This is a genomic window from Verrucomicrobiia bacterium (assembly GCA_019634625.1).
Taxonomy (GTDB): Bacteria; Verrucomicrobiota; Verrucomicrobiia; order Limisphaerales; family CAIMTB01; genus CAIMTB01.
In genome coordinates this window covers 17,311-41,977 of the sequence record JAHCBA010000051.1, presented here as the reverse complement: position 1 = coordinate 41,977, position 24,667 = coordinate 17,311, and the positions used below count along the sequence as shown (strand labels likewise).

Here is a 24,667-nt window from a genome sequence, read left to right as displayed (position 1 = left end):
ATTTTGCAGCGGCATTTTTGCGACCTTGCGTCCTGAAGTCGTGGGGAGAGGTGGGGACTTGGCGAAGCGAGGCCTCGGAGGGCCGGGTTCCACGAGGCCGCAACGGTGTGGAGCGTTGGAGGGAGGACTCGCGGAGCTCGTCCCTCCGAGTTGCTGCCTCCTCACCGACACGTTGGGGATGCAACGAGGTTGGGGAAGGGAACCTCTGCGGGTTGGATTGACCCGGTGGCGGGCGGGCCGTATCGAGGTCGGGTGACTGGAGACGATCGAGGGATGAAGCCGTCCGGGAACGCCTCGCGTTGTCCGCTCTGCGACGACGCGGGCACGCGGGTCGTGCTGCGGGCGCCGGACTTCGAGTATCGATGTCGTCCGGGGGAGTGGATGCTGGCGGAGTGCGGGCGGTGCGGGCATGTGTTTCTCGATCCGCTGCCCTCGATCGAGGAGGTGGGGGCGCTGTATCCGCCGGGGTACTACACGGTTAATCCGAAGTCGCCGATCTGGATGGAAGGGCGGGTGGTGGAGGCGAAGATGACGCGGGACGCGGAGGGATTGCGACGGCAGTTGGGCGATCGCCGGGTGCGTTCGGTGGTGGATCTCGGCGGCGGGAATCTGAGCCGGTTGATCCGGTTGAAGAAGGTTTTCGAGGCGGCAGGCGGGCAGGGGGTCGAGGCGACCTGCGTGGATCTGCAGTTCGATGACGGGATGCGTCGGTTGGCGGAGGGGGCGGGGGTGCGGTGCGTGGTGGGGAATGTGGAGACCGACCTGTCGGAGCTGGCCGAAGGGGCGCACGACCTGATCGTGATGCGGCAGTTGATCGAGCATCTGCGGGACCCGGGGGCGGCATTGCGTCAGGTGAGGCCCAAACTGGCGCCGGGGGGGCTGCTGGTGATCGACACGCCGAACCGGGGGGGGTGGGATTACCGGTTGTTCCGGCGCCGGTACTGGGGTGGGTACCATGTTCCGCGGCACTTTCATTTGTTCGACCGGGCGACGCTGGCGGGGCTGTTGCGGGAGAGCGGGTATGACATCGAGCGCCAGGGCTGCACGCCTTCGATCGCGTTCTGGATCATCAGCCTGCGCAACAGGCTGGGACTGAACTCGCTGGAGAGGGGGGCATCATTCTGGGAGTTCTTGAGCCTGAAGAGTCTGCCGGTGGTGGGGACGTTCTACCTGCTGGACCTGCTGTGGCTGAAACTGGGTGGGGCGACTTCGAACCAGTTCGTCTGGGCGCGACGGGGCGAGGGTTAGAGGGTTAGAGGCCGGTGGGGCAGTCGATGAAGTCCCAGGGCAGGCGGAAGCGGCGGGCGAGTTGGGCGGTGAGGGCGCGGACGCCGAAGGTTTCGGTGGCGTAGTGGCCGGCATAGAAGACGTTGAGGCCCAGGTCGTCGGCGAGGGCTGCGGTCCAGTGGGGTCCTTCGCCGGTGATGAAGGTGTCGATGCCGGCTTCGGCGGCCTGACGCAGTTCGGCCCCGGCGCCGCCGGTGACCACGCCGATGGCGCGGCAGATTCGGGGGCCTCCCGGGAGGAGGATGGGGGAGGAACCGGTCGCCTTGGCGAGGCGGTCGCGGAGGGCGTCGCGATCGAGTCGGGCTTCGGCACGGAAGCCGATGGGCTGGCCCTTGGTTTCGAAGAAGGGTTTCGGGGAGGTCAGGCCGACGGCGCGGGCGAGTTGGATGGAATTGCCGAGGCGCGGGTGGGCATCGAGGGGCAGGTGGGAGCTGTACACGGCGAGATCATGGTCGAGAAGGCGGCGTAGGAGCTGGTAATGGTTGCCGGTCCAGGGTTGGGGCGGGGTCCAGAACAGGCCGTGATGGACGACGAGCAGGTTGGCCCCGGCTTCGATGGCGAGTTCGATGGTGGCACGGCGGGCATCGACGGCGGCAGCGAGGCGGGTGACGCGGCCGGAGTTCTGGACCTGGAGGCCATTGACGGCGCCGGGCCAGTCGGTGAAGGCGTGGGTGCGGAGGGTCCTGTCGCAGTAGCGGATCAGGACGTCGAGGGGTGCGGCGGCCATGGTGGGGGGGGGAGCTGAGGGCTGAAGGCTGAGGGCTGAAGGCTGAAGGCTGAAGGCTGAAGGCGGAGGACGGGGGGGCGCGGTTGGGGGGGGCAACTGGGTGGGGTGGGAGAGTTGGAGGAACCCGGTTTGGTCTTGCTGCTGGGTTTCCCGGTCCGGGTCAGGGGTCAGGGTGTTCAGGGGAGAGCGGGACGACGATTTTCGATCGGGGGATGGTGTGCATTGCATCCGCGGGGTGGATTTTTATAGTCGCGCGCGCGCAGCACCCGCGGAAGCGAATCTGAAATGAGCGAACCTTTGTCCGAGGCTCCGGCGTGGAGCATCGAAGCGGCCCGAGGCCTGTACAACATCGACCGGTGGGGAGGGGGATATTTTGACATCAGCGGGGAGGGTCATGTGGTGGCCCGTCCGCTTCAGGAGAAGGGGGCATCGGTGGATCTCACGGATGTGATTGGGGAGGCGCGGGGCCGGGGGTTGAAGTTTCCGCTGCTGATCCGGTTCCAGGACATCCTGCGTCACCGGGTGCAGGCGATCAACGAGACGTTCCGGTCGGCGATCGTGGAGTTCGGGTATCAGGGGCAGTACCGGGGGGTGTTTCCGATCAAGGTGAACCAGTTGCGGGAGGTGGTGGAGGAGATCCTGGAGGCGGGGCGACCGTACGATTTCGGGCTGGAGGTGGGGAGCAAGCCGGAGATGTTTGCGGCCTTGGCGCTGCAGGACCGGGCTGGGGGGTTGATTATCTGCAACGGGTACAAGGACACCGCGTACATCCGGATGGCGTTGCTGGGGATCAAGCTGGGGAAGCAGGTGATCCTGGTGGTGGAGAAGCTGGAGGAACTGCGGCAGATCATCGCCATATCGCGGCAGATGGGGGTGGATCCGCAGATCGGCGTGCGGATCCGGCTGCTGGCGAAGGGGGCGGGGAAGTGGGCGGAGAGCGCGGGGGAGAACGCGAAGTTCGGGTTGAGCGCGGTGGAGATCCTGGCGGCCTGCGATCTGCTGCGGAGCGAGGGGCTGACCCATTGTTTCAAGCTGGTGCATTTCCACATCGGGTCGCAGGTGCCGGACATTCTGACGATCAAGAAGGCGGTGCAGGAGGCGGCGCGGTACTATGCGAAGCTGCACAAGCTTGGGTTTGCGCCGCAGTTTCTCGATGTGGGAGGGGGGTTGGGGGTGGACTACGACGGCAGCCGGTCGGCGTTCGACAGTTCGACGAACTACACGCCGCAGGAGTATGCGAACGACGTGGTGTATTACGTGGCGGACGTGTGCAACCAGGAAAAGGTCCCGCACCCGGACCTGGTGAGCGAGAGCGGGCGGGCGATCGTGGCGCACCACAGCGTGCTGGTGGTCGAGGTGTTCGGGTCGATTCACAAGACGGGGCTGGCGGAGACGCTGGTGTATGGGGAGAGCGAGCACGCCCTGGTGCGGGAGTTGCTCGACATGCGAAAGAACCTGGCCCGGCTCAACAAGCTGGAGGCCTTCCACGACGCGGCGGAGCGGCGGGAGGACGCCCACAACATGTTTGTGCTGGGGCTGATGGATCTGCAGGACAAGGCGAAGATCGAGGCGTTGTACTGGCAGATCAGCCAGGCGGTGGTGGCGAGTTTCCGGGGCCAGGCGTACATCCCGGAGGAGATCCGCAAACTGGAGGACAGTCTGGGGGACCAGTACCTGTGCAATTTCTCGGTGTTTCAGTCGTTGCTCGACCACTGGGCGCTGGGGCAGTTGTTTCCGATCATGCCCCTGGACCGGCTCGAGGAGCGCCCGTCGCGGGAGACGACGCTGGTGGACATCACCTGCGACTCGGACGGGCAGATCAACAAGTTCATCGATCTTCGGGACGTGCGGGACACGCTGCCGGTGCATGCGTTGCGGGGCAACGGGCATGGTCCGGAGCCGTATTACCTCGGGTTCTTCCTGATGGGCGCCTACCAGGACATCATGGGGGACTTGCACAACCTGTTCGGGCGTGTGAATGAGGTCCATGTCTTCCTCGAGCCCGACGAAGCGGCGGGGTACTACGTCGAGGATGTCATCGAAGGCACCACCATTGTGCAGGCGCTCACCTCGGTGCAGTACGACGAGAACGAATTAAAGCGCCAGATGAAGTCGCAGATGGACGCCGCCATCAAGTCGGACCGCCTGAAGCCCAGCGAAGCGATGCGCCTGCTGGACGAATACGAGCGGGGTTTGAAGGACTACACCTACCTGGGATCTTGACCGCACGCCTGCCCATCGAACCCGGCTGGCCTCCGGCGCCTCCGCGCGAGGGCGGCGCCGGCAGCGGCGTGGAGGGGGTGGGCGAGCCGGGTGCGGCGGGCGCGTTGCGGAGCGAGCTGGCGGGGGTGATGCGGGGATTGTCGGCGATCTTCTGGGGGCTTCCCATGGCGCTTCTGGCGTTCGCCCGGCATTTCCTGATGTTGTGGCCGACGGTGTACGATCTGTTGTTCCCGGTGGCGGCGGCGGCGTTGCTGACCTACGGGGTGACACGATTGGGCGGGTTGCACCGGCAGGAGCGGATCTGGCAGCGGGCGTTGCTGTTGACGCAGATCATGGCGGTGTTTGTGCTCGGCCTGGCGCCCTTCCTGTTCTTTTGGAGCCGCATGCCGCACATCGATTTCTTCAGTCGCGCCGTGGCCATCCTGCTGGCGCTTTCCTTTGGCTTCGTGGTGACGTTGACCCGCGCGCTGCTGCGGTTGTCGGCGATGCTGCCGGACGAGACGGCCCGGGCGGACGCCCGACTGTTTCACGGGTTGTCCACGTATGTGGTTTGCGTGCTGCTGGGGGTGGCCGTGACGCTGTACGTGCGACTTTCGCCGATCCCGCTGGCGGAGTTTCTGACGCTGCCGCGCCAGCCGTTTGGCTTTGGGCGGCAGGCGATCCTGCTGCTGCTCACGCTGGTGCCGGTGGCCATGGCGATGGCCGTGGCGTGGAAGCTGAAGGAGGTGGTGATGGCGATGCTGCTGGGTGCTGGACGCCCGACGCGGTTGGCGGGCGGTTGAATGGGGGGGTGGCGAGTTCCGGACGTCCCGGACGTTCCGTGCGTTCAGTGCGACTGGCAGCCGTAGCGGATGAAGAGGGCGAGGAAGGCTGCGGTGCCGAGAAGCAGGAACCACACGCCGTGCCCGTGGGCGGCCAGGCCGATGCCCAGTCCCAGGACCACCGAGATCAGGACGGTCACGACGAACGCAGCAAGGAACTTCATCGGCGAGGAATCTATCGGACCGTGCCGACGGCTCTCAAGCGTCAATCCCTTCCCTGCGGTGCATCGCGGAGGTGTGGGTGAGGCGCGAACTTCGCGAAGCATCGCCTCGGAGGGCCGAGTTCCACGAGGCCGCAAGGGTGGGGTGGGTTGGGATGAGGACTCGCGGAGCTCGTCCCTCCGATTTGCAGCCTCCTCACCGACAACTTGGGGATGCACCGCGGGCACGAAGGTTGCGCTGGGCGGGGAGGATCTTCAGGCTCCGGGCGCGTGGCGGACCCGCAGCCATTGGGGGGTGGCATCGCTCGGATCTTCGAGGGGGCGGCGTCGTGCGGGGAACGGTTGATCCTGCGGCTCCATGGGCGGTCGGGCGGACCCATGCTGGTGTACCTTCCGGGACTGCATGGCGACTGGACCCTGGTGGGCGGGTTGCGGGCGGCATTGGGGTCGGAGGTGGGGTTTGCCGAGTTCACGTATCCGCGGACGGTGACCTGGACCTTGTCCGAGTATGCGCGGGCCATCGAGGAGGTGCTGGAGACGGCCGGGGTGGGGAGCGGTTGGGTGCTGGCGGAATCCTTCGGGTCCCAGATCGCGTGGGACCTCTGCGCCCGGGCGACGCGATTCGCGCCACGGGGTCTGATTCTGGCAGGCGGGTTTGGGCGTTACCCGATACCGTGGGCACTGCGGCTGGGGATTGAGGTGGGGAGGCGGTTTCCGTTGAAGTGGTTTCGCGATCCGCTGCGGGCGTACGCCGTTCTCAGCCGGTGGCGTCTGGGCGGGGCGCCGGAGCGGGTCGCGGACCTCGCCGAGTTCGTGGGTCGGCGGACGGAGGAGGACCGCCAGGCCGCGGTGCACCGCCTGCGGTTGATTGCCGGGAACGATCCGGCGGAGCTGGCCGGAGAGGTGCGGCTTCCGGTGTACTATCTCACGGGTCTTTTCGACCCGATTGTTCCATGGCCCTGGATTCCGGGCTGGTTGCGCCGGCATTGTCCGGGTTTCCGGGCCTGGCGGATGGTATGGGCGTCGGATCACACGGTCTTGGGAAGCGGGCGTCGTGCTGCGGCGCGGGCGATCCTAGGATGGGTCAAGGATGGCGCGGAGGTGCCTGGAGTGGGAGGAGAGTCGTCCGGGTGCGGATGAATCGGCGAGGGTGCCCATGCGTGTCCCGTTATCGGGACGGGGCATTCGCGATCTCGAGACGGGCGACGATTCGGACAGGGACTCGAAAGGGGTATGGGTCGGAGAGCGGGGGGCTTGGAGCGGCGCCGGGTGCCATGCGTGTAATCCTTTGGGGATGAACGGATTGAGTCAGCCAATCCGGGGTTTGGGATGGGTGGGGTGGAGGCGGTGGATGGGGATGCTGGCATGGACCGTGATAGGGAGAAGGCATGCAAGAGCGAACCCCATGCAACCTGACGGTCGATTCGGGAGTGGTTGCCTGGGACGGCGCCGAATTCCGACCCGGCCTCGTCGCAGGATTCTCCGGTCGGTTCATTCACTCAGCCACTGCCATGCCTGTCATCTCACGTTTTTACGGAATCATCATCCGCCTGCTGCGCCTGCCCGGTTCGATCGGGCGGATCTACGCGAACTACGGGGAGCATGAACTGGTGCTGGATCTCCCGACGTTGCAGATCGTGGACGGTTCGGCACCGCTGCGGGTGCAGTCGATGGTCCTCGAATGGGCGCGGGCGCATCACGAGGAGATCGAGTACGCATGGCGCCAGCTCCAGGAACGGAACACGCCGGCGACCATCGAGCCGCTGCGCTGACGGGCCACGCCTGCAGTCCAACCCGCTCCATCTCCAGACGCCATGGACATCGCCCGTCCCGATCTGAAACGCCGCAAGCAACGCCGCCGCCTGATGGCGGTGGGGGCCGGCATCGGGGCGATGGTGATGGTGACGTTGGGGTTGTCACGGTTGGAACCGGCGGCGCCGAGGCTGGACCGGGCGCAGGTGTGGACCGACACGGTGAAGCGGGGCGAGATGTTGCGGCAGGTACGGGGCAACGGGGCGCTGGTGCCGGAGCAGATCCAGTACGTGCAGTCGGACACGGACGGCCGGATTGAACGGATTCTGGCGTTGGCCGGGGCCGAGGTGGAGTCGGACACGCTGCTGATGGTTCTTTCGAATCCCGAACTGGAGCAGCAGTCGTTCGACCTGGAGTGGCAGGTGAAGGCGGCCGAGGCGAATTTCAGGAAGCTCCTCGTGCAACTGGAAAGCGACCGGCTCACCCAGGAATCCGGCATCGCCACGCTGAGGGCGGAGCACACGCTGGCGTTGCTCGAGGCGGAGGCGGACGACGTCCTGGCCCGGGACGGGCTGGTGCCCGAACTGCTGGTGCGACGTTCGCGGGCCAAGGCGGACGAACTGAAGCAGCGGCTGGATGTGGAGATGCGGCGGCTGGCGATCCAGGGCGAATCCGTCGAGGCGCAACGGGCGGCCTTCGAGGCCGACCTGGCGAAGCTGCGCGCCTCGCGGGAATTGAAACGGCAGCAGGTGGACGCGCTGCAGGTGAAGGCGGGCGTGGCGGGCGTGCTTCAGCAGATCGGGGATCGCGAGATGTTGCAGGTGGGGCAGCGCATCGGTCCCGGGGCCACTCTGGCCAAGATCGTCCAGCCCCAGCGGCTCAAGGCGGAGATCAAGATTGCCGAGACCCAGGCCCGCGACGTGCAGATCGGCCAGCGGGCCCAGGTGGACACCCGCAATGGGGTGATTCCAGGCCGCGTTTCCCGTGTCGATCCGGCGGTCATCGGGGGAACCGTCACTGTGGATGTCGTGCTGGAAGGGCCGTTGCCGCGCGGGGCCCGGCCGGATCTGAGCGTGGACGGGACGATCGAGCTGGAACGTCTGGAGGATGTGCTTTACGTGGGGCGCCCGGTTCACGCCCAGCCCGACGGCACGGTGGGGCTGTTCCGGGTGGGCGAGGATGGCCGGACGGCGATGCGGGTGCCGGTCCGGCTGGGACGCAGTTCGGTCACCACGATCGAGGTCGTGGACGGGCTTCGGGAAGGCGACCAGATCATCCTCACCGACATGTCCTCGTGGGATGCCCACGAGCGGGTTCGCCTGAACTGAGATGGCGCCGGTTTCACAACGTCATGAACAACGACATCCTGATCCGGCTGGAAGGCATCCAGAAGGTGTTTCTCACTGATGAAATCGAGACCCATGCGCTCAGCGAGGTGCATCTCTCGATCCGGCGCGGCGAGTATTTCTCGATTGCGGGTCCTTCGGGTTGCGGCAAATCCACGCTGCTCTCGATCCTGGGCCTGCTCGACACGCCGAGCGGGGGTCAGTACTGGCTGAACGGGCGGGACGTGGCCGGACTGAACTTCGGGGAGCGGGCGCGGATCCGGAACCGCGAGATCGGCTTCATCTTCCAGAGTTTCAATCTCATCGGTGATCTCACGGTGTATGAGAACGTCGAGCTGCCGCTGACCTACCGGGGGACGCCGTCCGGGGAACGGAAGGCGGCGGCGATGGCGGCCCTGGAGAAGGTGGGGATGGCGCACCGGACCAACCATTATCCGTCGCAGCTTTCGGGGGGCCAGCAACAGCGGGTGGCGGTGGCGCGGGCGCTGGCGGGGAAGCCGTCGATCCTGCTGGCGGACGAGCCGACCGGGAATCTCGATTCGCGCAATGGCGAGGCGGTGATGACGCTCCTCCAGGATCTGCATCGCGAGGGGGCGACGATCTGCATGGTCACCCATGATCCCCGGTTCGCCCGGCACGCGCAGCGGAGTGTGCACCTGTTTGACGGCCGGATCGTCAACGAGGAGGTCGCGCATCTGGAATCGCCGGTGGTGACGTCCGCGTGACGCGGCGGCGGGACCGCATCAAGGAAGGACGACAACCCGGACGGGGCGCGGTGGATTGCCAATGAACGGTTCCCTTTTCCCATGATCCAGCTACGAAATCTCGAGAAGCGTTATCAGACCAGGGCCGGGTTCAGTTATGTGCTGCGCCGGATCGACCTCGACATCGGGGAGGGGGAGTTTGTGACGTTGATGGGGCCGAGTGGAGCCGGGAAGTCCACGCTGCTGAGCATTCTGGGGATGTTCGACGGCGACTATGAGGGCGAGTACCGGTTCCAGGGTCAGGCGGTGGGGGAACTCAAGGCCAGGGAGCGGGCGGCGCTCAACAAGCGGCACATCGGGTTTGTCTTTCAGCAGTTCCATCTGCTGGACGACCTGACGGTGGCGGAGAATCTCGATCTGCCGCTGTCCTACCGGGACCTCAAGCGTTCCGAGCGGGAAGCGCTGGTGGGGGACACGCTGGACCGGTTTGGGATCGTGGGGAAGAAGGACCTGTTTCCATCGCAATTGAGCGGCGGGCAGCAGCAGTTGGTGGCCATTGCCAGAGCCATCATTGCGAAACCCTCCCTGCTGCTCGCCGACGAACCCACCGGAAATCTGCATACGGATCAGGGACGCGAGATCATGGATCTGTTCAAGCGGTTGAACGAGGAGGGGACCACCATCGTGCAGGTCACCCACAATCCGGAATGGGCCCGGTACGGCGGGAAGATCGTGAAGCTCAAGGACGGATGGATGGAGGTGTGAAATTCGCCCATGAACGATCTCCGATTCGCATTCCGGCAGTTGTTGCGGCAGCCCGGGTTCTCGGCGTTGGCGGCATTTTCGCTGGCGTTGGGGATCGGGCTGGTGGCGACGCAGTTCAGCCTGATCGATGCCATCCTGCTGCGGGGGTTTCCGATTCCGGACGGGCAGCGGTTGATTCATGTGTCGCGGCTGAATCCGCAGACGGCGGATCCGCATGAATGGGAGACGATGCCGACGCGGGATTACCTGGCCTTGCGGGAGCAGCAAACCGTGTTGCGGGATCTGGCGGCCGTGGACGAGGCGGGATTCAATCTGGCGGGGCCGGGCCGGGTGGCCTCGCACCATGTCGGGGCCCAGGCGACGGCGAATCTGACGCGACTGCTGGGCGTGGCGCCGCAGTTTGGGCGGTGGTTTGACGAGGAGGAGGACCGGCCGGGAGCGGCGCTGCGGATCGTGCTCTCGCATGGACTGTGGGTGGAAGAGTTCGGCAGCGATCCGGCGATCGTGGGGCGCCCGCTGACGTTGAACGGGGAGATGGGAACGGTCATTGGGGTGATGCCGGCGCGGTTCCGGTTTCCGAACCAGCAACGTTTGTGGACCAACCTGCGGGCGGCGCCGACGGACCCGCGGGAGTCGCGTCTCCAGCGGGTCGAGGTGGTGGGGATTTTGCGTCGTGGGATTTCGCTGGAGGCGGCCCGGGCGGAATTGAACGGGATCGCGGCGCGACTGGCGGAGGCGTATCCCGAGACCCACCGCGGGTACGAACGGTTGAACGTGGTGAAGTTCGCGCACGCCTACGCGGGCGGCGGAACCGAACCGGTTCTGTACCTGATGCTGGCGATGACGGGATTCATCCTGGCGCTGGCCTGCGTGAACGTGGCGAACATGCTGCTGGCCCGGGCGTCGCGACGTTCGCGGGAGCTGGCGGTCCGGGCATCCATTGGGGCGGGTCGATGGCGGCTGGCGTGCCAGTTGCTGATCGAGGCGGTGGTGCTGGCCCTGGCGGGATCGGCGGGCGGGTTGCTGATCGCGTGGATCGGGGCGGACCAGTTGCAGCGGCACCTGTTCGAGCGGATGAACGTGCCCGGCTGGTTCGAGTGCCGGCTGGATCTGCGGGTGGTGGGGATCGCCGCGCTGGTCTCGATGGCGGCGGGGGTCGCGGCCGGGTTGGTGCCTGCGTGGCAGGCGGGCCGGGTGGACGTTCAGGCCGCCCTGAAGGACGAATGTCGCGGGGCCTCGAGTCTGGGCATGGGCCGGTTTTCCAGGGGGCTGGTCACGGCGCAGGTCGGCTTCTCGGCGATGCTTCTGGTGGCGGCGTGCGTGCTGGGCTGGACGGTGTTTCAGACCCGGCAGGCGAATCTCGGGTATGAGCCGGAGCGGCTGTTGAGCGGGAGGATCGAACTGCACGATGCCACCCATCCGGAGCCGGCCGACCGGGCGCGGTTCTACCGGGACCTGATGGACCGGCTGGCGGGGGAACCGGGGGTGGAAGCGGTCGCGGTGAGCAGCCGCAACCTGGTTCATCCCGGCGTCGGGACCCGGGTGGTTCCCGAGGGCCGGGTCTATGCCCACGAGAACGAGCAACCGCGGGTCTGGCTGGAGGTGGTGTCGAACGATTACTTCCGGCTTCTGGGGGTGGCGCCCGTGATGGGGCGGCTGTTCGACTCCCGGGAGAGGGGCAACGAGGGACGGACCGGCCTGGTGAACGAGTCGTTTGCGAGGCAGTTCTGGCCGGACGAGGAGCCGGCGGGGAGGCGGTTCCGGTCGGATCAGACCCAGGAGCAATGGGTGACCGTGGTGGGGGTGGTGCCGGACCTTCAGATGCAGGGTCTCTTCTCGCCGCCCAGCGTGAACGCGGCGGGGTTCTATCTGGCGCAGGAGCAGATGGGCTGGGGCTGGCTCAACCTCCTGGTGCGGACCCGAGGCGATGCGACGGGCCTGGCGGGGCCGGTGCGGCGCGCGGTGGCGTCGATCGATCCGGACCAGCCGTTGCATTCGATCGCGACCCTTGCCGAGCACACCTCCCGCCAGGTTCGCGGGTTCACCATCGTGGGCGTGATGGCAGGGATCTTTGCGGCCATCACCCTGTTTCTCGGCGCGGTCGGCGTGTATGGCGTGACATCGTACTCGGTCGGACAGCGCACGCGGGAGTTTGGTGTCCGGATGGCGCTTGGGGCGACGGTGACGGGGGTGCTGGGGCTGGTCCTGCGGCAGGGGGCACGTCCGATCGGCATCGGGCTGGCGGGAGGGTTGGTGGCGGCGTTTTTCATTACGCGTCCGCTGCAGGGGGTGTTCGGTGATGAATTCGTGAACAGTCCGCTGGTGTACGGGGCGGTGGTGATGGTGGTGGGAGGCGTCGGGTTGGTGGCCCTGCTGGTTCCGGCGCGACGGGCGGCGCGGGTCCATCCGATGGAGGCGCTGCGAGCGGAGTAGGGGAGGATTCCGGAAGCCACTGTCATGAATCGAAGCTCATGAACGATCTGAAACACGCCCTGCGCCAGATCCGGAGGAACCCCGGCTTTTCGCTCGGCGCCATCTCGATTCTTGCGGTGGGTCTGGCCGCGAACGCGGTGGTCTTCGGTCTGGTGGACGCGGCGTTGTTGCGTCCGCTCGCGTCGGTGCGGGATCCGGATCGGCTGGTGGCTCTGGAAGTTCCACACATGGGCAGTGCGTTCTCCCGGGACAACCTGGAAGTGCTGCGACAGGAATCCGGCGCGTTCGAAGGCTTCGCTGCGTTCTCCCGGCAGACGGCACTCCTACGGTCCGGGAACGGGCAGGAACGCGCCGATGTGGAGTTTGTGTCCGACGGTTACTTCGCCCTGCTGGGTACGCCGCCCCAATGGGGTCGAACGCTCGACGGATCGGATCGCGGGGAACCGCATGTGGTCATAGGCGACCGGTTGTGGCGTTCGCGCTTCGACGCCGACCCCGACATCGTCGGCCAGCCACTGGTCGTCAATGGCGAGCCCTTCACGATCGTCGGGGTGGCGGCGCCGGGATTCGGCGGGATGCGGGCGATGGCGCCGGTGGCGGCCTGGTTGTCCATGGATCTGGCCGAACCGCATCTTCCTGCCGGGTCACGGGATTGGGACCGGCGCTGGCTGGAGGTCTTCGGTCGGATGGCGCCCGGGGTGCGGGTCGAGACGGCCCTCGGATCGCTGGCGCCGTTGGAACCGGGACTTCTCGAGGCGTGGATGATCGAGAATCAGCGACGGCTTCGCCTGTCGCCGTGCGGACGCGGTTCGATCTCGGAGTTCGAAGCCCGGGGAGCCGCCGGCCGGGTTTCGATGTTCCTGTTTGCGGTGGTTGGATTGGTGGTGGCCGTGGCGTGCGCGAATCTTGCCTGCCTGCTGCTGAGCCGGGGGATTGGCCGGCACCGGGAGATGGCCGTGCGGCTTGCCCTGGGCGCGTCACGCGGGCGGTTGGTCCGGCAGATGCTGGCCGAGACGCTACTTCTCTCGCTGGCGGGCGGACTGCTGGGGCTGCTTCTCGCCGTCTGGGGAGCCCGGGCAAGCGCGTGGGTGGCATCGGGCATTCCCGGTTTCGACACACTCGACCTCACCCTCCCCCTCGACGGGCGGGTCATCGGTTACACGCTGATGGCCGCGGTGGCGGTGGCGGGGGTGTGCGGCCTCTACCCGGCCTGGCGTACGAGCGACGTGGCCTGCCACACCGCGATCAAGGACGACAACGGCGGTGTGGGACCCGGGCGCCGAGGGTTCGATCCGAGGTCCGTCCTGGTCGCGTTGCAGGTTGCGATCTGCGTCGTCCTTCTGGTGGGCGGCGGATTGATGCTGCGCAGCCTGGGACAACTGCGGAGCCTGCCGCTGACGTTCGACTTCGAGCGGTGTGTGGTGGTGGGGCTTTGGGAAAGGGACACTGCCATTTCGGAGGCCGAGCACCGGCGCGTCCGCCGGGAGTTGCTGGCATCCGTTCGCGACATGCCGGGGGTTGCGACGGCGGCGATCGCCACGCATCCGCCGCTCGGACCCGGTTCGTCCGCCACCTCCGTTTCAGCGGTGGAGAATCGGCGCTCCGTTTCCGGCACGTTTTTCGGGGCCGTGTCGCCGGGGTTCTTCGACACGCTGAAGATTCCGGTGCTGGCGGGTCGGGACTTTGGTTCCCGGGACATCGAGGAGGGCTCCGACGTGGTGGTGGTGAACCGGTCTCTCGCCGAAGCGCTGTGGCCCGAGCAGTCGGCCCTTGGACGCCGGCTCGGCTTCTTTGGGCGCGAGTACGAGGTCATCGGGGTCGTGGCCGACGCCTACTACTGGCAGGTGAACCAGAAACCGGGCGCGGGGATTTACCTGCACGAAGGGCAGGGGCGGGTCGGTGGGGGCGGCTTTTTGGTGGCTCGAAGCTCCCGCGAGACAGCGCCCCTGCGCACGATGCTCGCCCAACGGGTGCAACAGTCGGATCCCGGGGGTGCCCGTCCTTATGCGGCCGACTACGAGGACCTGATTGCAGTGGGGTATGTGCGCCAACGCGTGGGTTCCTGGGTGCTCGGCCTTGGTTCCCTTGTCGGGTTGATGCTGGTCAGTGTCGGGCTGTACGGAGTTCTGGGATATCACGTGGCCCGGCGGACACGCGAAGTCGGGGTGCGCATTGCCCTGGGCGCGACGCGGAGAGCGATACTGCTGGTGATGTTGCGGCGCGGACTGGCGCCGGTCCTGGTCGGCATCGTCCTGGGGGGAGGCCTGAGTCTGTATGGTGCCGGCTTCCTGCGTGCGCTCCTGCACGAGACATCGCCTGCGGATCCGATGACCTTGACGGTCGTTGTGTTCCTAATGCTGGCGGTGGGAACGCTTGCCTGCTGGTTCCCCGCGCGCCGCGCCGCGCGCATCCAACCCATGGAGGCGCTAAGAACCGAGTGAGGTGTTTCCCATCATGAGCGACTTGAAACACGCCCTGCGCCAGATCTGGAAGCGTGCGATGGAACACAAGGCCATGAACCTTTTTCAGGCGCTGGCGATTGGACCGAAGGCGTGGGGGTCCGCCGGAAGGTCAGCGGGGTGGACGGCGGGGGGTCCGGGTGGCGAGCGGGCTCATCCGTGCGACCTGGGACGCATCGACGAGGTTCCAGTCCGAGCCCACCCAGACGACGAACAGGTCGGCTTCCGCCGCGGGGGGTACGGCGAGGTACTCAGGATGCGGCACCGGCAGCGTTTCCCCGTTGGTGAGGTGGATCTGGAAGGCGCGGAACGGAGCCCGGTCGCGGAGTTTCCGGATATCGCTGACTTTCATGAATCTGTGGACAGCGTGCGCCGGCCGGGGGGGATAATCAACGTCTTCGGAGGCGGCGCGGGCGGTCCGTCAGGGTGCCGGGTGCCCGTCCAGGAGATCCGCAGGCGGAGCAGGCTCCGCTGCACTGAGAATGCCCAATCCCCAATTCACGGGACCGGGCGCGGACAGCCCTGTCCAAGGGTCGCGGGACGGGGCCGGGGTCCGAGCGGACAGGGCTGTCCGCTCTCCGAAGGGCGGGGGGCCCTTCCGACGATCTCATACTTCGCGGTGCACATCGCTTCTGGGGACTTATGATCAACGATCTTCGACTGGCTTTTCGGCAACTGGGGAGGAATCCGGGGTTTGCGGGGGTGGCGGCCTTCACGCTGGCGGTGGGGATTGGGGCGAACACGGTGGTTCTTTCGTGGATTCGGGCGACGCTGGTGGACGCGATTCCCGGGGCCGAGGCGGCCCATCGGCTGGTGGTTTTGGCGCCGCAGCACCTGACGCAGGGGGTTAACGACACGATGTCGCTGGCCGACATCGGGAGTCTGAGGGAGGCGACGAACGTGTTTGCGGGCATCACGGGATCGCAGATTGACGCCATGCCGGTGCGGATCGGGCGGGAGATCGAGTGGGTCTGGGGTCAGGCGGTCCAGGCCAATTTCTTCGAGGTGCTGGGGGTCCGGCCGGTATTGGGACGGGCCTTCGTGGAGGGCGAGGATGAGGCCGGGGCGGCGGAGAGGGTGGCGGTGATCGGGCATCGATTGTGGCGTAACCGGTTTGGGGGTTCGGCGGACGTGGTGGGTCGGACGATCGAGATTCAGGACCGGCGGGTGACGATCGTGGGGGTGGCGCCGGCGGGGTTTCGGGGGACGATGGGCGGGCTGGATCTTCAGCTTTGGTTTCCCCTGTCGGGATATGTGGCGCCGGAGGTGCTGCGGCAGCGGACGGAGTCGCGCGGGTGGCGGTGGTTGCACACGGTGGGGCGGTTGCAGGAGGGCGTGGGGATTCGGGAGGCGCGGGCGGCGGCCGGGGCGATCGGGCAGCGGCTGGCCGAGGCGCATCCCAATTCGAACCGGGACAGCACCCTTGCGGTGCTGCCGCTGTGGCGGTCGCCGTGGGGGGGGCAGGAGGTGTTTCTGCCGCTGTTGCGGGCCCTGGCGGTGGTGGCGGTGCTGCTGCTGGCGCTGGTGACGGCGAACGTGGCGAACCTGCTGCTGGCGCGGGCGCAGGGGCGCGAGTCGGAGATTGCGGTCCGCGCGGCGCTGGGAGCCGGGCCGGGCCGGTTGCTGCGGCAGTTTCTGACCGAGAGCCTGGTTCTGGCGGTGCTGGGCGGAGCGGGCGGGGTGGCGTTGGCGTGGTTGGGGAAGGGATTGTTGTTGAGCCTGATGCCGGCCACCTACCTGCCGATCGCCTACGATCTGCGGATTGACGGATGGGCGTTGCTGGCGACCGCGGGTCTCACGTTGGGGGCCGGGTTGTGCTTTGGGTTGGTTCCTGCGTTGCGGGCACTGCGACTGGATCTGCACGACACGCTCAAGGCGGGTGGGCGGGCGCAGGTGGGGCCGGCGTCCCGCGCGTGGTTGAGACGGAGTCTGGTGGTGGGCGAGGTGGGGCTGGCCTGCGTGGTGCTGCTTGGGATGGGGTTGTGCGTGCGCAGTTTTCAGAAGGCCCGACAGATTGAGGTCGGGTTGGATCCGTCCCAGGTGTGGGTCACCGGGTTCCGGGTGAGTCCGCATGCGGGGGACGCCGCCTGGGTGAACGGGCTGTTTCGAAGGCTTCGGGAGGAGGCGGCGCGGCTGCCGGGTGTGGAATCCGCGGGGTTGGTGGACTGGTTGCCGCTGGGATTCGAGGACGGGTCCACGACGGGGTTCGAAATCCCGGGGTACGTCCGCCGGCCGGGGGAAAGCATCAGCGCGCGCAGCGGGGTGGTCTCCCCGGGGTACTTCGGCACCCTGCGGATTCCGATCGAGGCCGGGCGGGACTTTCGGGATGACGATGCCGGCGGGGAGATGCGGGCGGTGGTGGTGAACCGGGCGTTCGCGAACCGGTATTTTCCCGGAAGGGATCCGGTTGGGCTGACGTTCCGGCTTTGGGGGGGGGACGCACGGATCATTGGGGTGGTGGCGACCGGGAAGTACCGGACGCTGGACGAGCCGCCGCAGCCGTATCTTTACGTTCTTTCGGAAACCATGGGGCATCGCACGCTGACCCTGGCGGTGCGGGCGCGGGGTTCGTTGAGGGCGGTGGGTAGGGAGGTGGACCGGTTGGCGGTGTCCATTGATCCGCAACTCAGTCCGGTGGCCGGACTGAGTTACGAGCAGTACATGGCGGCGGCGCTGGCGGTGCCGCGGATGGCGGCGGTGCTGCTGACGGCACTGGGGGCGATCGCCCTTGGATTGGCGGGGTTGGGGACCTACGCGGTGATGGCGCAGGGCGCACAGCAGCGCCGGCGCGAGATCGGGGTGCGCATGGCGCTTGGGGCACGGCCGGGCGACATCCGACGGTTGATTGTGGGACAGGGGTTGACGATGGCGGCGCTGGGACTCGGACTGGGTGGGGTTGCGGGGGTGGCGGCGGCGCGGGCGCTGGGAGGGGTGCTGGTGGGTGTCACGGCAGCGGATCCCCTGGCCTGGGCAGTTCCGCCCATCCTGCTTCTTGCGGCCACGGTGGCGGCGTGCTGGTGGCCGGCGGTGCGGGCGGCGCGTGTCGATCCCATGGAGGCGTTGCGGGGGGAGTGAAGGCTGGGGCCTGAAACCTGAGGCCTGAGGCCTGAGACCTGAGGCCTGAGACCTGAGGCCTGAGACCTGAAACCTGAGGTCTGGGGCCGGAGAAGGACGATGGGCGACTTGAGACAGAAGAGGAGTGAGAGGGGGCGGAAGGCCGTGGCCTGTCCGGGAGGGGGGACGCGCCGGTTGAGAATGGCTGGCTCGCCTCCGCCTCGCGGCGTGTCAGGGCTTGAGCGGATTGAGTCGGAGCAGACCGTCGAAGCGCGAAAAGTCGGCGTCGGTCGAGCACAGAGTTGCGCCGCGTTCGAGGGCCAGCAACTCACCGACATTGTCGTAATTCACATGCGGAAGAATCCCCATATCCTCCGGTGCCGTTCGAAAAGGCTTCGATTTCGGTTTGATGGACCGCTGATCCAGGCCGCGGCGAAGGGTGGTGTTGATGGCCTCCTTAAAGCTCAGCTTCTCGATCCGGCTCACTTCCCGCAGTCGCCGGGCGACATCGGGTTCCAGGGTCACAGTCGTTCGCATTCCGTGATGCTACGGAGGCGACAAATGAGCGTCAATACGACCAATCTTTGGCATCATGATGCTCGGGAGAGGCATCGATGAAGCCTGAAACCTGAGACCTGAAGACTGAAACCTGAAGACAGAAGACGGAAGACGGAGGAGGGAAGGCGACAGCGGAAGGGATTGGGACGATGACGAACTGAGACTGGCGATGCGGCAAATGGGCCGGAAGCGGGGCTTCACCGCGGTGATGGGATGGTGGCCCGCGCGGCGCGCCTTCCGCGTGGCCAGGAGCGGAACACTGAACTTCGCCGCGGTGAGCCCGGGCTCTACGCCGTGGTGGCTTACGTCGTGCGAGGTCGAGCGGGCTAGCCTAACTTCCTCCCGAATTGAGCCAAAACATCGACTTTGCTGGCGTTTTGCCAAATTGTGTAGCAAGTAAAATATGACGATAATCCAACTCGGATGTTGACTTCCAATGGACATCTGAATATGTGTGTAGCCCGTGTTCGTTCAGGCCACCTCTCCCTCGCGTAAGAACGGCAAAACCTACGTCTCCTACCTCGTCCGCGAGTCCTTCCGCACCCCATCCGGGCCTCGCTCCCGCACCGTCTGCAATATTACCGACCTGCCCGCCCACCTCCGCGATCTCATTGCCGCCTCCCTCAAAGGCCAACACTTCGTTCCAGCCGATCAAGTGCAGCTGCATCATGCTCTGGACTACGGCGGCCTCGCCGTTCTCAACGACGCCTGGGCCCGCTTCAGCCTCCATACCCTCTTCGCCGATATCGGCTCCCCACGCCAACGCGGCCTCCTCCAGGCCATGATCTACAGTCGCCTCCTCTTTCCCTGCGCCAAGCTCTCCCTGGCTCATCAGGCCGACGGCACCTGGCTGGCTCAGGCTTGCGGCCTGGATCCGCAGGAGTCCTTCGACGAGGACGACCTCTACGAGGCGATGGATCAACTCAACGGCCATTGGGTCCACTTGGAGAAGCAACTTTACCAACGCGCCTTCCCTCAGGATGTGCGGTTGGTGCTGTACGATTTAACCAGTGTTTACTTCGAGGGCGATGGGCCCGAACATCTCGCCCGATACGGCCACAGCCGCGATCACCGCGCCGATCGACCCCAGATCCTCCTGGCCGTGGCGACCGACCCCGAGGGTGTTCCCCTGCATCTGTCGGTTCTGCGCGGCAACCGCAACGACACCCAGACTCTCCAGGGCCTGCTTCATACCCTGCGCCGTCGTTTCGGCATCGCCGAAGCGACCTTCGTCTTCGATGGGGGCATGAGCAGCCGCCTCAATTTGGAAGCGATGACCGAGGCCAATCTGGGGTACGTGACCCGCCTCTCGGCCGCGACTCTGCAGAGCCTGGTGGCCGAATTGGCCTTGGAGAAGCAGATGGAGATCGGCGACCGCCAGGTGCTCATGGAAGTGACCCATCAAGCCAAGCGCTACGTCATTGCCGGCGGCCAGTGGCGTCAGCAACGCGACCGGGAGCGCCGCCAGAGCCGGATGGCCAAAGCCGAGGCGGAGTTGAAGCGCCTGGCCGCGGTAAAGCGCAAGAAAGTGGACGCTCAAAAGCTGGCCAGCCAGGCCGGACGCAGTCTGCAACGGCTCAAGGCGCACAAGTACTTCACCTATCGAGTCAACCAGCAGGGAGTCTTGGAGTGGGAGCGCAAAACCGAAGTGATCGAGCAGGAGGCCCGGCAAGACGGATGGTATTTGCTGCACACGAACGAATCGACGGAGAAGACTCCCAGCGAGCAGGTCCTAGGGCACTACAAGGGTCTCCTGGACGTGGAAGAGGCGTTCTGCGAACTCAAGAGTTACCTGGAAGTTCGCCCGGTTTACCATCGACGGCCCGATCGTGTGGTGAACCACGTTCGGTTGTGTTTTCTGGCCTACTGGCTGAGTGCGCGTCTGGGCGGCGAGTGGCGGGCCAAGGGCGAGACGGAGGAAGTCCCACGCGTCCTGCGCCACCTCCAAACGATTCGAGTCGGTCACTTGCAGATGGGCGAGGACGTGCATCGTGCCCTCATCACCCAAGTGCCCGCCCAACTGAATGCCCAACTCCACAAATTGGGGTTGGCGCCGCTCTTTTCGACGCCACCCCAGCCCTAGCCTTGTAGCCCGACAAGCCCGAGAAATCCTCGGAATCGTTGGGCTTTTTGCTCTCCGAAGGAGGAAGTTAGGCTAGCTCCGGGTGCGGGTGGCCCTGGGTGAGGATCGCTGGACCCTCTTTCGGATGGTGGTCCTTCTCCTGACCCTGGCGACGCTCCGTGCCTGCTGGCAGCCCGCCCATCGCGCGATGCCGGTGGACCCGGTTGTGGCGCTGAGGATGGAGTGACGACCGGCCGGGTCGTGCATGCAACGGGTCCCCGGACGGCAGGATTCTATCCGCAGTTGACCAAACCGGATTCGTTGCCTCCGGCTGGCCACTTGCCTCGGCTGGGGCGGGGTGTGAGGGTGCGGAGCATGGTTTTTCCGCCAGCTTGTGGATCCCATCGAGACCCGTTCAACGGCTGGGGCCATACGTTTCGAAGTCATCGAATCCTGTGCTGGCTGTTGATGGTCGGGGTGTCCATCGAGGCGGCGGCGCAGTCGGCACCTCCAGGACGGTTGCTCCGGTGGGGGAGGGGCGTTGTCCCCTACCTGGAACCGGCGCAGCGGTACGTCGAGATCGCGTGTGCCACAGAGCACGTGGTGGCGTTAAGGAGCGATGGGCATATCGATGCCTGGGGCTCCGACCTCGAGTGGCGTGAGAGAACGGCGGTGCGGGAGAGCGTCACCAATGCGATCGCGGTTGCCGCAGGGGATGGATTCGGGGCGGCACTGAGGCGAGATGGGACGGTCGTCACGTGGGGCCAGCCGTTTCGATCCGTTGCAGTCCCGGCCGGCTTGGCCGATGTGACGGCGATTAGCGCGGGCCGGCAGCATGTCCTTGCCTTGCGGAGGAATGGCACCGTCGTCGGATGGGGCAATGGTGCGGACGGCCGCTTCGCGTTTCCCGACGGCATGAGCCAGGTGGTTTCGGTGGCGGGTGGGGGCCGGCATAGCGTGGTGGCATTCTCCGACGGGACGGTGGGGTCTTGGGGGTACAACAGCTCCGGCCAGGTCGCGGCCCAGGTGGGACTGGGTGGTGTCCTCGGTGTGTCCGCCGGAAACGCCCACAGCGTTGCCCTGGTCGAAGGGGGCTCGATCTGGCAATGGGGAAATGGAGCTCCCGGCTTCCCACGGGTCACGGGTGTTCAGGCGGTTGTCGCCGCCATGGACACGACTTATGCGCTCACGTCGGACGGCCGGATCATCGATCGGTTGAACCTCAACGGATTGCCCGGACTCACGAACATTGCCCGCCTGGCAAGTGGCATGAGGCCGGAGTTCGCGATCGATACCGAAGGCGGATTGGTGTGTTGGGGAGGGAACCGATCGGGGGTCAACGAGTACCGTCTGGCCACCAACTCGTTCGTGGCCGTCGCCAGTTTTGGAGCCAGTGCGGGGGACATCTGGGAATCGCATACGCTGGCGATCACTGTTTCCGGGGAGGTGGTCGGCAGTTACTCGGGCGCTGCCTACATTGACGCCGGGTTGGTCCGGCCGATTCCAGGAACCCTGGCCATCGCCGTGGCTCCGGGCCCGGACTACGGCCTGGCGCTGAAGCCGGACGGCACCGTGGTTTCATGGGCATTGCCGGCGAGCCGTCCCAATGTCCCGGTGCCGGAGGGACTTGAAGGGGTGGTCGCCATCGCTGCGGGCGGCGACCATCGTCTGGCACTCAAGGCCGAAGGGACCGTTGTCGGATGGGGGCGGGAGACTGGGTTCGCGGCATTGCCCCCCACTGGATTGAGCAATGTCGTGGCCATCGCCGCGGGTCTGTTTCACGGCGTCGCCCTGAAGCGGGACGGGACGGTGGAGGAGTGGTCTCGCTGGGGCAGATTCCCCCGCATCCTGCCCCCGCCGGAGGCGACGAACATCGTGGCCATTGCGGCCGGAGACGACCATACGCTGGCACTGCGGGACGACGGCCGGGTGATCGGATGGGGGTGGGTCTCTGCTCCCGCGCTCCGGATTCCGGAGGATTTGAACGATGTGGTTGCCATTGCGACCAGTGGAACCCATGCCCTGGGCCTCAAGAGCGACGGTTCCGTGGTGCGTTGGGGGGATCGCGGAGACGGTGGGGGTGCGCGGATTCCCTCGTATGTGCGGGACATCGTGGCGATCGCTGCGGGAACCTACGATGACTACGCGATTCGTGCGATCCCGGCTCGCATCGAGGTGGAGCGGTCTCCTCATCCCCGGCTGAGCTTTCAGACGTTCAAGGGAAGGGAATATGCCGTGACCTATTCCGACGCGGTCCCGGGTGGAGGCTGGTCGAAACTCCGTGGGACGCGATGGCCGGGTACGGGGCAGATCCTTACGATCGAGGATCCTACGCTGCCCCTGCCGCCGGCAAGGTTCTATCGCTTGGCGGAGTATCCCCAGAGGCGCGAATTTGATCCGATCGCGGAGTAAGGAGTGAGTTGGAAGTCGTGGGCGAGGCGCGCGGGCTGAAATGTGCGGCAGCGGCGCAGGGTGGCGTTGAGGGCCTCCTTGAAGGAGAGTCGTTCGGCCTGGCTCACTTGCCGAAGGGGCCTGGAGCAACAGGATGCCTGGTGAGGGAATGGATCGATGACCGGATTGTACCGGGGCGGATACGGCTGAGGTCTTTCGAATGGGTCCGATCAGCGGTCGAAGAGGTCCCGGTCGTCGAAGAACCGCTTCAGTTCGATGGCGGCGGTTTCCGGGGAGTCGGAGGCGTGGCAGACGTTGACCATCACATCGACGCCGAGATCGCCGCGGATGGTGCCCTTGGGGGCCTTGGTGGAGTCGGTGGGGCCGAGGAGGTCGCGGACGCGGTTGACGGCGTTGTCGCCGGACAGGGCGAGGGCGATGACGGGGGATTGCTGCATGAAGGCCTGGACCTCGGGGAAGAAGGGCTTGGAGGCGATGTGGGCGTAGTGTTCGCGCAGGAGGGCGTCGTCGAGGCGGAACATCCGGATGCCCCGGATCCGGAGATCCGCGGCTTCGAAGCGGGCGAGGACCTGTCCGACGAGGGCCTTGGCGATGGCGTCGGGTTTGAACAGTACGAGAGTGGTTTCCTGTGACACGGCGCCGTGTTGGGTACCGGACCCGGCGTTGCAGATCAATCCCTGGTTCGGTTCGGGAGAGGAGCGGGAGGGGTTGGAAAGGTTAGAGCCTGTCTGAAAACTGGAAGGGCCCCTTCCAGTTTTCAGACAGGCTCTTAGAGGAGACCGGGTTGGTTTGGAGAGGGGGCCAGGGCGAGGCGGCGGCGTGCGAGTTCGGTGGCGACGCGGCCCTGGGGGGTGCGATGGAGGTAGCCTTCGAGGATGAGGTAGGGTTCGTACACTTCCTCGAGGGTGTCGGGTTCCTCGCCGACGGCGACGGCGAGGGAGTTCACGCCGACGGGGCCGCCGTTGAATTTGACGACGATGGTTTCGAGGATGCGTTTGTCCATTTCATCGAGGCCGTGTTCGTCGATCTCGAGGATGGCGAGGGCGCGGTTGGCGACGTCGCGGGTGATGCGGCCGTCGTGACGGACCTGGGCATAGTCGCGGACGCGGCGGAGGAGGTTGTTGGCGATGCGGGGGGTGCCGCGGGAGCGGCGGGCGATTTCGAGGGCGCCGTCGGATTCGATTTCGACGTCGAGGAGGTGGGCGGAACGGCGGACGATGTGCTGGAGTTGTTCGGCGGTGTAGTAGTCGAGGCGTTCCCGCATGGGGAAGCGGGTGAGCATGGGGGCGCTGAGGAGGCCGGAGCGGGTGGTGGCACCGATGAGGGTGAAGCGGGGGAGGTTGAGGCGGACGGTGCGGGCGTTGGGGCCCTGGTCGATGATGATGTCGAGTTTGAAGTCCTCCATGGCCGGGTAGAGGTACTCCTCGATGGTTTTCTGGAGGCGGTGGATTTCGTCGATGAAGAGGACATCGCCGGCTTCGAGGTTGGTGAGGAGTCCGGCGAGGTCTCCGGCTTTTTCGATGGTTGGGCCGCTGGTGGCCCGGAGGTTGGTGCCCATGGCGCGGGCGAGGATGGCGGCAAGGGTGGTCTTGCCGAGACCGGGCGGTCCGCTGAGGAGGAGGTGATCGAGGGGATCGTTGCGGCGGCGGGCGGCTTCGACGGCGATTTCGAGACGTTCCTTGACGTTGGCCTGGCCGGTGAAGTCGGAGAAGAGGGCCGGGCGCAGCGTCACTTCGAGCTGCGCGTCGGGCTGGTTCAGGACGTCAGTGACAAGCCGTTCGGACACGGGCCGAGGATTCGGGCAGGCGGGGACGGCGACAAGGCGGTTTTGGGCGGGCGTGGGGGGCTCCAATCCGGCCTTGCAGGGCGCCGGCGGGGTGGGGATGGTTCGCATTCGCATCGG

The 24,667-nt window shown here is 66.3% G+C and carries 19 protein-coding genes; 13 read left to right on the top strand and 6 right to left on the bottom strand.

The features are described 5' to 3' along the window. The first annotated feature begins 273 nt into the window (after window positions 1-273). A complete protein-coding gene (locus KF833_21575) occupies window positions 274-1,248 on the top strand; it encodes a class I SAM-dependent methyltransferase (GenBank protein MBX3747906.1) in 975 nt (324 codons plus the stop codon). A gap of 4 nt (window positions 1,249-1,252) precedes the next feature. On the opposite strand, the gene KF833_21570 is transcribed toward KF833_21575, so the two are convergent. Further along, window positions 1,253-2,014 carry a Nif3-like dinuclear metal center hexameric protein gene (locus KF833_21570; GenBank protein ID MBX3747905.1) on the bottom strand — a complete coding sequence of 254 codons (762 nt, stop codon included), beginning with the start codon at window positions 2,012-2,014 and terminating at the stop codon, window positions 1,253-1,255. A gap of 285 nt (window positions 2,015-2,299) precedes the next feature. Here KF833_21570 and speA point away from each other — a divergent pair, with 285 nt between their 5' ends. Further along, window positions 2,300-4,237 carry a biosynthetic arginine decarboxylase gene (speA, locus tag KF833_21565; GenBank protein ID MBX3747904.1) on the top strand — a complete coding sequence of 646 codons (1,938 nt, stop codon included), beginning with the start codon at window positions 2,300-2,302 and terminating at the stop codon, window positions 4,235-4,237. Further along, window positions 4,234-5,019 carry a hypothetical protein gene (locus KF833_21560; GenBank protein ID MBX3747903.1) on the top strand — a complete coding sequence of 262 codons (786 nt, stop codon included), beginning with the start codon at window positions 4,234-4,236 and terminating at the stop codon, window positions 5,017-5,019. The genes speA and KF833_21560 overlap by 4 nt, the downstream gene beginning before the upstream one ends. Window positions 5,020-5,063: 44 nt before the next feature. Here the strand turns inward: KF833_21560 and KF833_21555 are convergent, their stop codons facing one another. Then, entirely contained in the window at window positions 5,064-5,222 is a 159-nt protein-coding gene (locus KF833_21555) for a hypothetical protein (GenBank protein MBX3747902.1), read from the bottom strand. Between the two features lie 267 nt (window positions 5,223-5,489). Here KF833_21555 and KF833_21550 point away from each other — a divergent pair, with 267 nt between their 5' ends. From KF833_21550 to KF833_21520, 7 genes are all read left to right on the top strand, one after another. After that, window positions 5,490-6,359: an alpha/beta hydrolase gene (locus tag KF833_21550; protein ID MBX3747901.1), complete on the top strand. Its 870-nt coding sequence runs from the start codon at window positions 5,490-5,492 to the stop codon at window positions 6,357-6,359. A 248-nt stretch (window positions 6,360-6,607) separates the two neighbouring features. Beyond that, window positions 6,608-6,991 (top strand): DUF4160 domain-containing protein, encoded by a 384-nt coding sequence (locus KF833_21545; GenBank protein ID MBX3747900.1) that lies wholly within the window; start codon window positions 6,608-6,610, stop codon window positions 6,989-6,991. 42 nt (window positions 6,992-7,033) lie between these two features. Continuing rightward, window positions 7,034-8,299, top strand: a complete 1,266-nt coding sequence (locus tag KF833_21540) for an HlyD family efflux transporter periplasmic adaptor subunit (GenBank protein ID MBX3747899.1) — start codon at window positions 7,034-7,036, stop codon at window positions 8,297-8,299. A 23-nt stretch (window positions 8,300-8,322) separates the two neighbouring features. Further along, on the top strand, window positions 8,323-9,042 hold the full coding sequence (locus KF833_21535) for an ABC transporter ATP-binding protein (protein ID MBX3747898.1): 720 nt from the start codon (window positions 8,323-8,325) through the stop codon (window positions 9,040-9,042). Between the two features lie 81 nt (window positions 9,043-9,123). After that, window positions 9,124-9,786 carry an ABC transporter ATP-binding protein gene (locus tag KF833_21530; GenBank protein ID MBX3747897.1) on the top strand — a complete coding sequence of 221 codons (663 nt, stop codon included), beginning with the start codon at window positions 9,124-9,126 and terminating at the stop codon, window positions 9,784-9,786. Window positions 9,787-9,795: 9 nt separating this feature from the next. Further along, entirely contained in the window at window positions 9,796-12,219 is a 2,424-nt protein-coding gene (locus KF833_21525) for an ABC transporter permease (protein ID MBX3747896.1), read from the top strand. Between the two features lie 38 nt (window positions 12,220-12,257). Continuing rightward, window positions 12,258-14,660 (top strand): ABC transporter permease, encoded by a 2,403-nt coding sequence (locus tag KF833_21520; protein MBX3747895.1) that lies wholly within the window; start codon window positions 12,258-12,260, stop codon window positions 14,658-14,660. A gap of 130 nt (window positions 14,661-14,790) precedes the next feature. Here the strand turns inward: KF833_21520 and KF833_21515 are convergent, their stop codons facing one another. Continuing rightward, the gene (locus tag KF833_21515) at window positions 14,791-15,030 is read right to left on the bottom strand and encodes a hypothetical protein (protein MBX3747894.1); all 240 of its coding nucleotides are present in this window, start codon (window positions 15,028-15,030) and stop codon (window positions 14,791-14,793) included. 290 nt (window positions 15,031-15,320) lie between these two features. Between KF833_21515 and KF833_21510 the strand changes: the two genes are divergently transcribed. Further along, window positions 15,321-17,753: an ABC transporter permease gene (locus tag KF833_21510; protein MBX3747893.1), complete on the top strand. Its 2,433-nt coding sequence runs from the start codon at window positions 15,321-15,323 to the stop codon at window positions 17,751-17,753. Window positions 17,754-17,963: 210 nt separating this feature from the next. On the opposite strand, the gene KF833_21505 is transcribed toward KF833_21510, so the two are convergent. Then, the gene (locus tag KF833_21505; protein MBX3747892.1) at window positions 17,964-18,269 is read right to left on the bottom strand and encodes a hypothetical protein; all 306 of its coding nucleotides are present in this window, start codon (window positions 18,267-18,269) and stop codon (window positions 17,964-17,966) included. A 484-nt stretch (window positions 18,270-18,753) separates the two neighbouring features. On the opposite strand from KF833_21505, the gene KF833_21500 reads away from it, so the two are divergent. Beyond that, complete coding sequence (locus tag KF833_21500; protein MBX3747891.1) at window positions 18,754-20,373, top strand: IS1634 family transposase; 1,620 nt, start codon at window positions 18,754-18,756, stop codon at window positions 20,371-20,373. Between the two features lie 354 nt (window positions 20,374-20,727). Beyond that, entirely contained in the window at window positions 20,728-22,764 is a 2,037-nt protein-coding gene (locus KF833_21495; protein ID MBX3747890.1) for a hypothetical protein, read from the top strand. A gap of 209 nt (window positions 22,765-22,973) precedes the next feature. Here KF833_21495 and KF833_21490 read toward each other — a convergent pair whose 3' ends face one another. Next, window positions 22,974-23,399, bottom strand: coding sequence for a nucleoside-diphosphate kinase (locus KF833_21490; protein ID MBX3747889.1), 426 nt, complete (start codon window positions 23,397-23,399; stop codon window positions 22,974-22,976). 134 nt (window positions 23,400-23,533) lie between these two features. Beyond that, the gene (gene ruvB, locus KF833_21485; protein ID MBX3747888.1) at window positions 23,534-24,658 is read right to left on the bottom strand and encodes a Holliday junction branch migration DNA helicase RuvB; all 1,125 of its coding nucleotides are present in this window, start codon (window positions 24,656-24,658) and stop codon (window positions 23,534-23,536) included. Window positions 24,659-24,667 lie beyond the last annotated feature (9 nt).

Bases quoted from the DNA above. Each gene is read 5' to 3' on its own strand.
- KF833_21575 (MBX3747906.1), top strand. From the start codon at position 274: ATGAAGCCGTCCGGGAACGCCTCGCGTTGTCCGCTCTGCGACGACGCG.
- KF833_21570 (MBX3747905.1), bottom strand. From the start codon at position 2,014: ATGGCCGCCGCACCCCTCGACGTCCTGATCCGCTACTGCGACAGGACC.
- speA (MBX3747904.1), top strand. From the start codon at position 2,300: ATGAGCGAACCTTTGTCCGAGGCTCCGGCGTGGAGCATCGAAGCGGCC.
- KF833_21555 (MBX3747902.1), bottom strand. From the start codon at position 5,222: ATGAAGTTCCTTGCTGCGTTCGTCGTGACCGTCCTGATCTCGGTGGTC.
- KF833_21545 (MBX3747900.1), top strand. From the start codon at position 6,608: ATGCAAGAGCGAACCCCATGCAACCTGACGGTCGATTCGGGAGTGGTT.
- KF833_21540 (MBX3747899.1), top strand. From the start codon at position 7,034: ATGGACATCGCCCGTCCCGATCTGAAACGCCGCAAGCAACGCCGCCGC.
- KF833_21535 (MBX3747898.1), top strand. From the start codon at position 8,323: ATGAACAACGACATCCTGATCCGGCTGGAAGGCATCCAGAAGGTGTTT.
- KF833_21530 (MBX3747897.1), top strand. From the start codon at position 9,124: ATGATCCAGCTACGAAATCTCGAGAAGCGTTATCAGACCAGGGCCGGG.
- KF833_21525 (MBX3747896.1), top strand. From the start codon at position 9,796: ATGAACGATCTCCGATTCGCATTCCGGCAGTTGTTGCGGCAGCCCGGG.
- KF833_21520 (MBX3747895.1), top strand. From the start codon at position 12,258: ATGAACGATCTGAAACACGCCCTGCGCCAGATCCGGAGGAACCCCGGC.
- KF833_21515 (MBX3747894.1), bottom strand. From the start codon at position 15,030: ATGAAAGTCAGCGATATCCGGAAACTCCGCGACCGGGCTCCGTTCCGC.
- KF833_21510 (MBX3747893.1), top strand. From the start codon at position 15,321: ATGATCAACGATCTTCGACTGGCTTTTCGGCAACTGGGGAGGAATCCG.
- KF833_21505 (MBX3747892.1), bottom strand. From the start codon at position 18,269: ATGCGAACGACTGTGACCCTGGAACCCGATGTCGCCCGGCGACTGCGG.
- KF833_21495 (MBX3747890.1), top strand. From the start codon at position 20,728: ATGGTTTTTCCGCCAGCTTGTGGATCCCATCGAGACCCGTTCAACGGC.
- ruvB (MBX3747888.1), bottom strand. From the start codon at position 24,658: ATGCGAACCATCCCCACCCCGCCGGCGCCCTGCAAGGCCGGATTGGAG.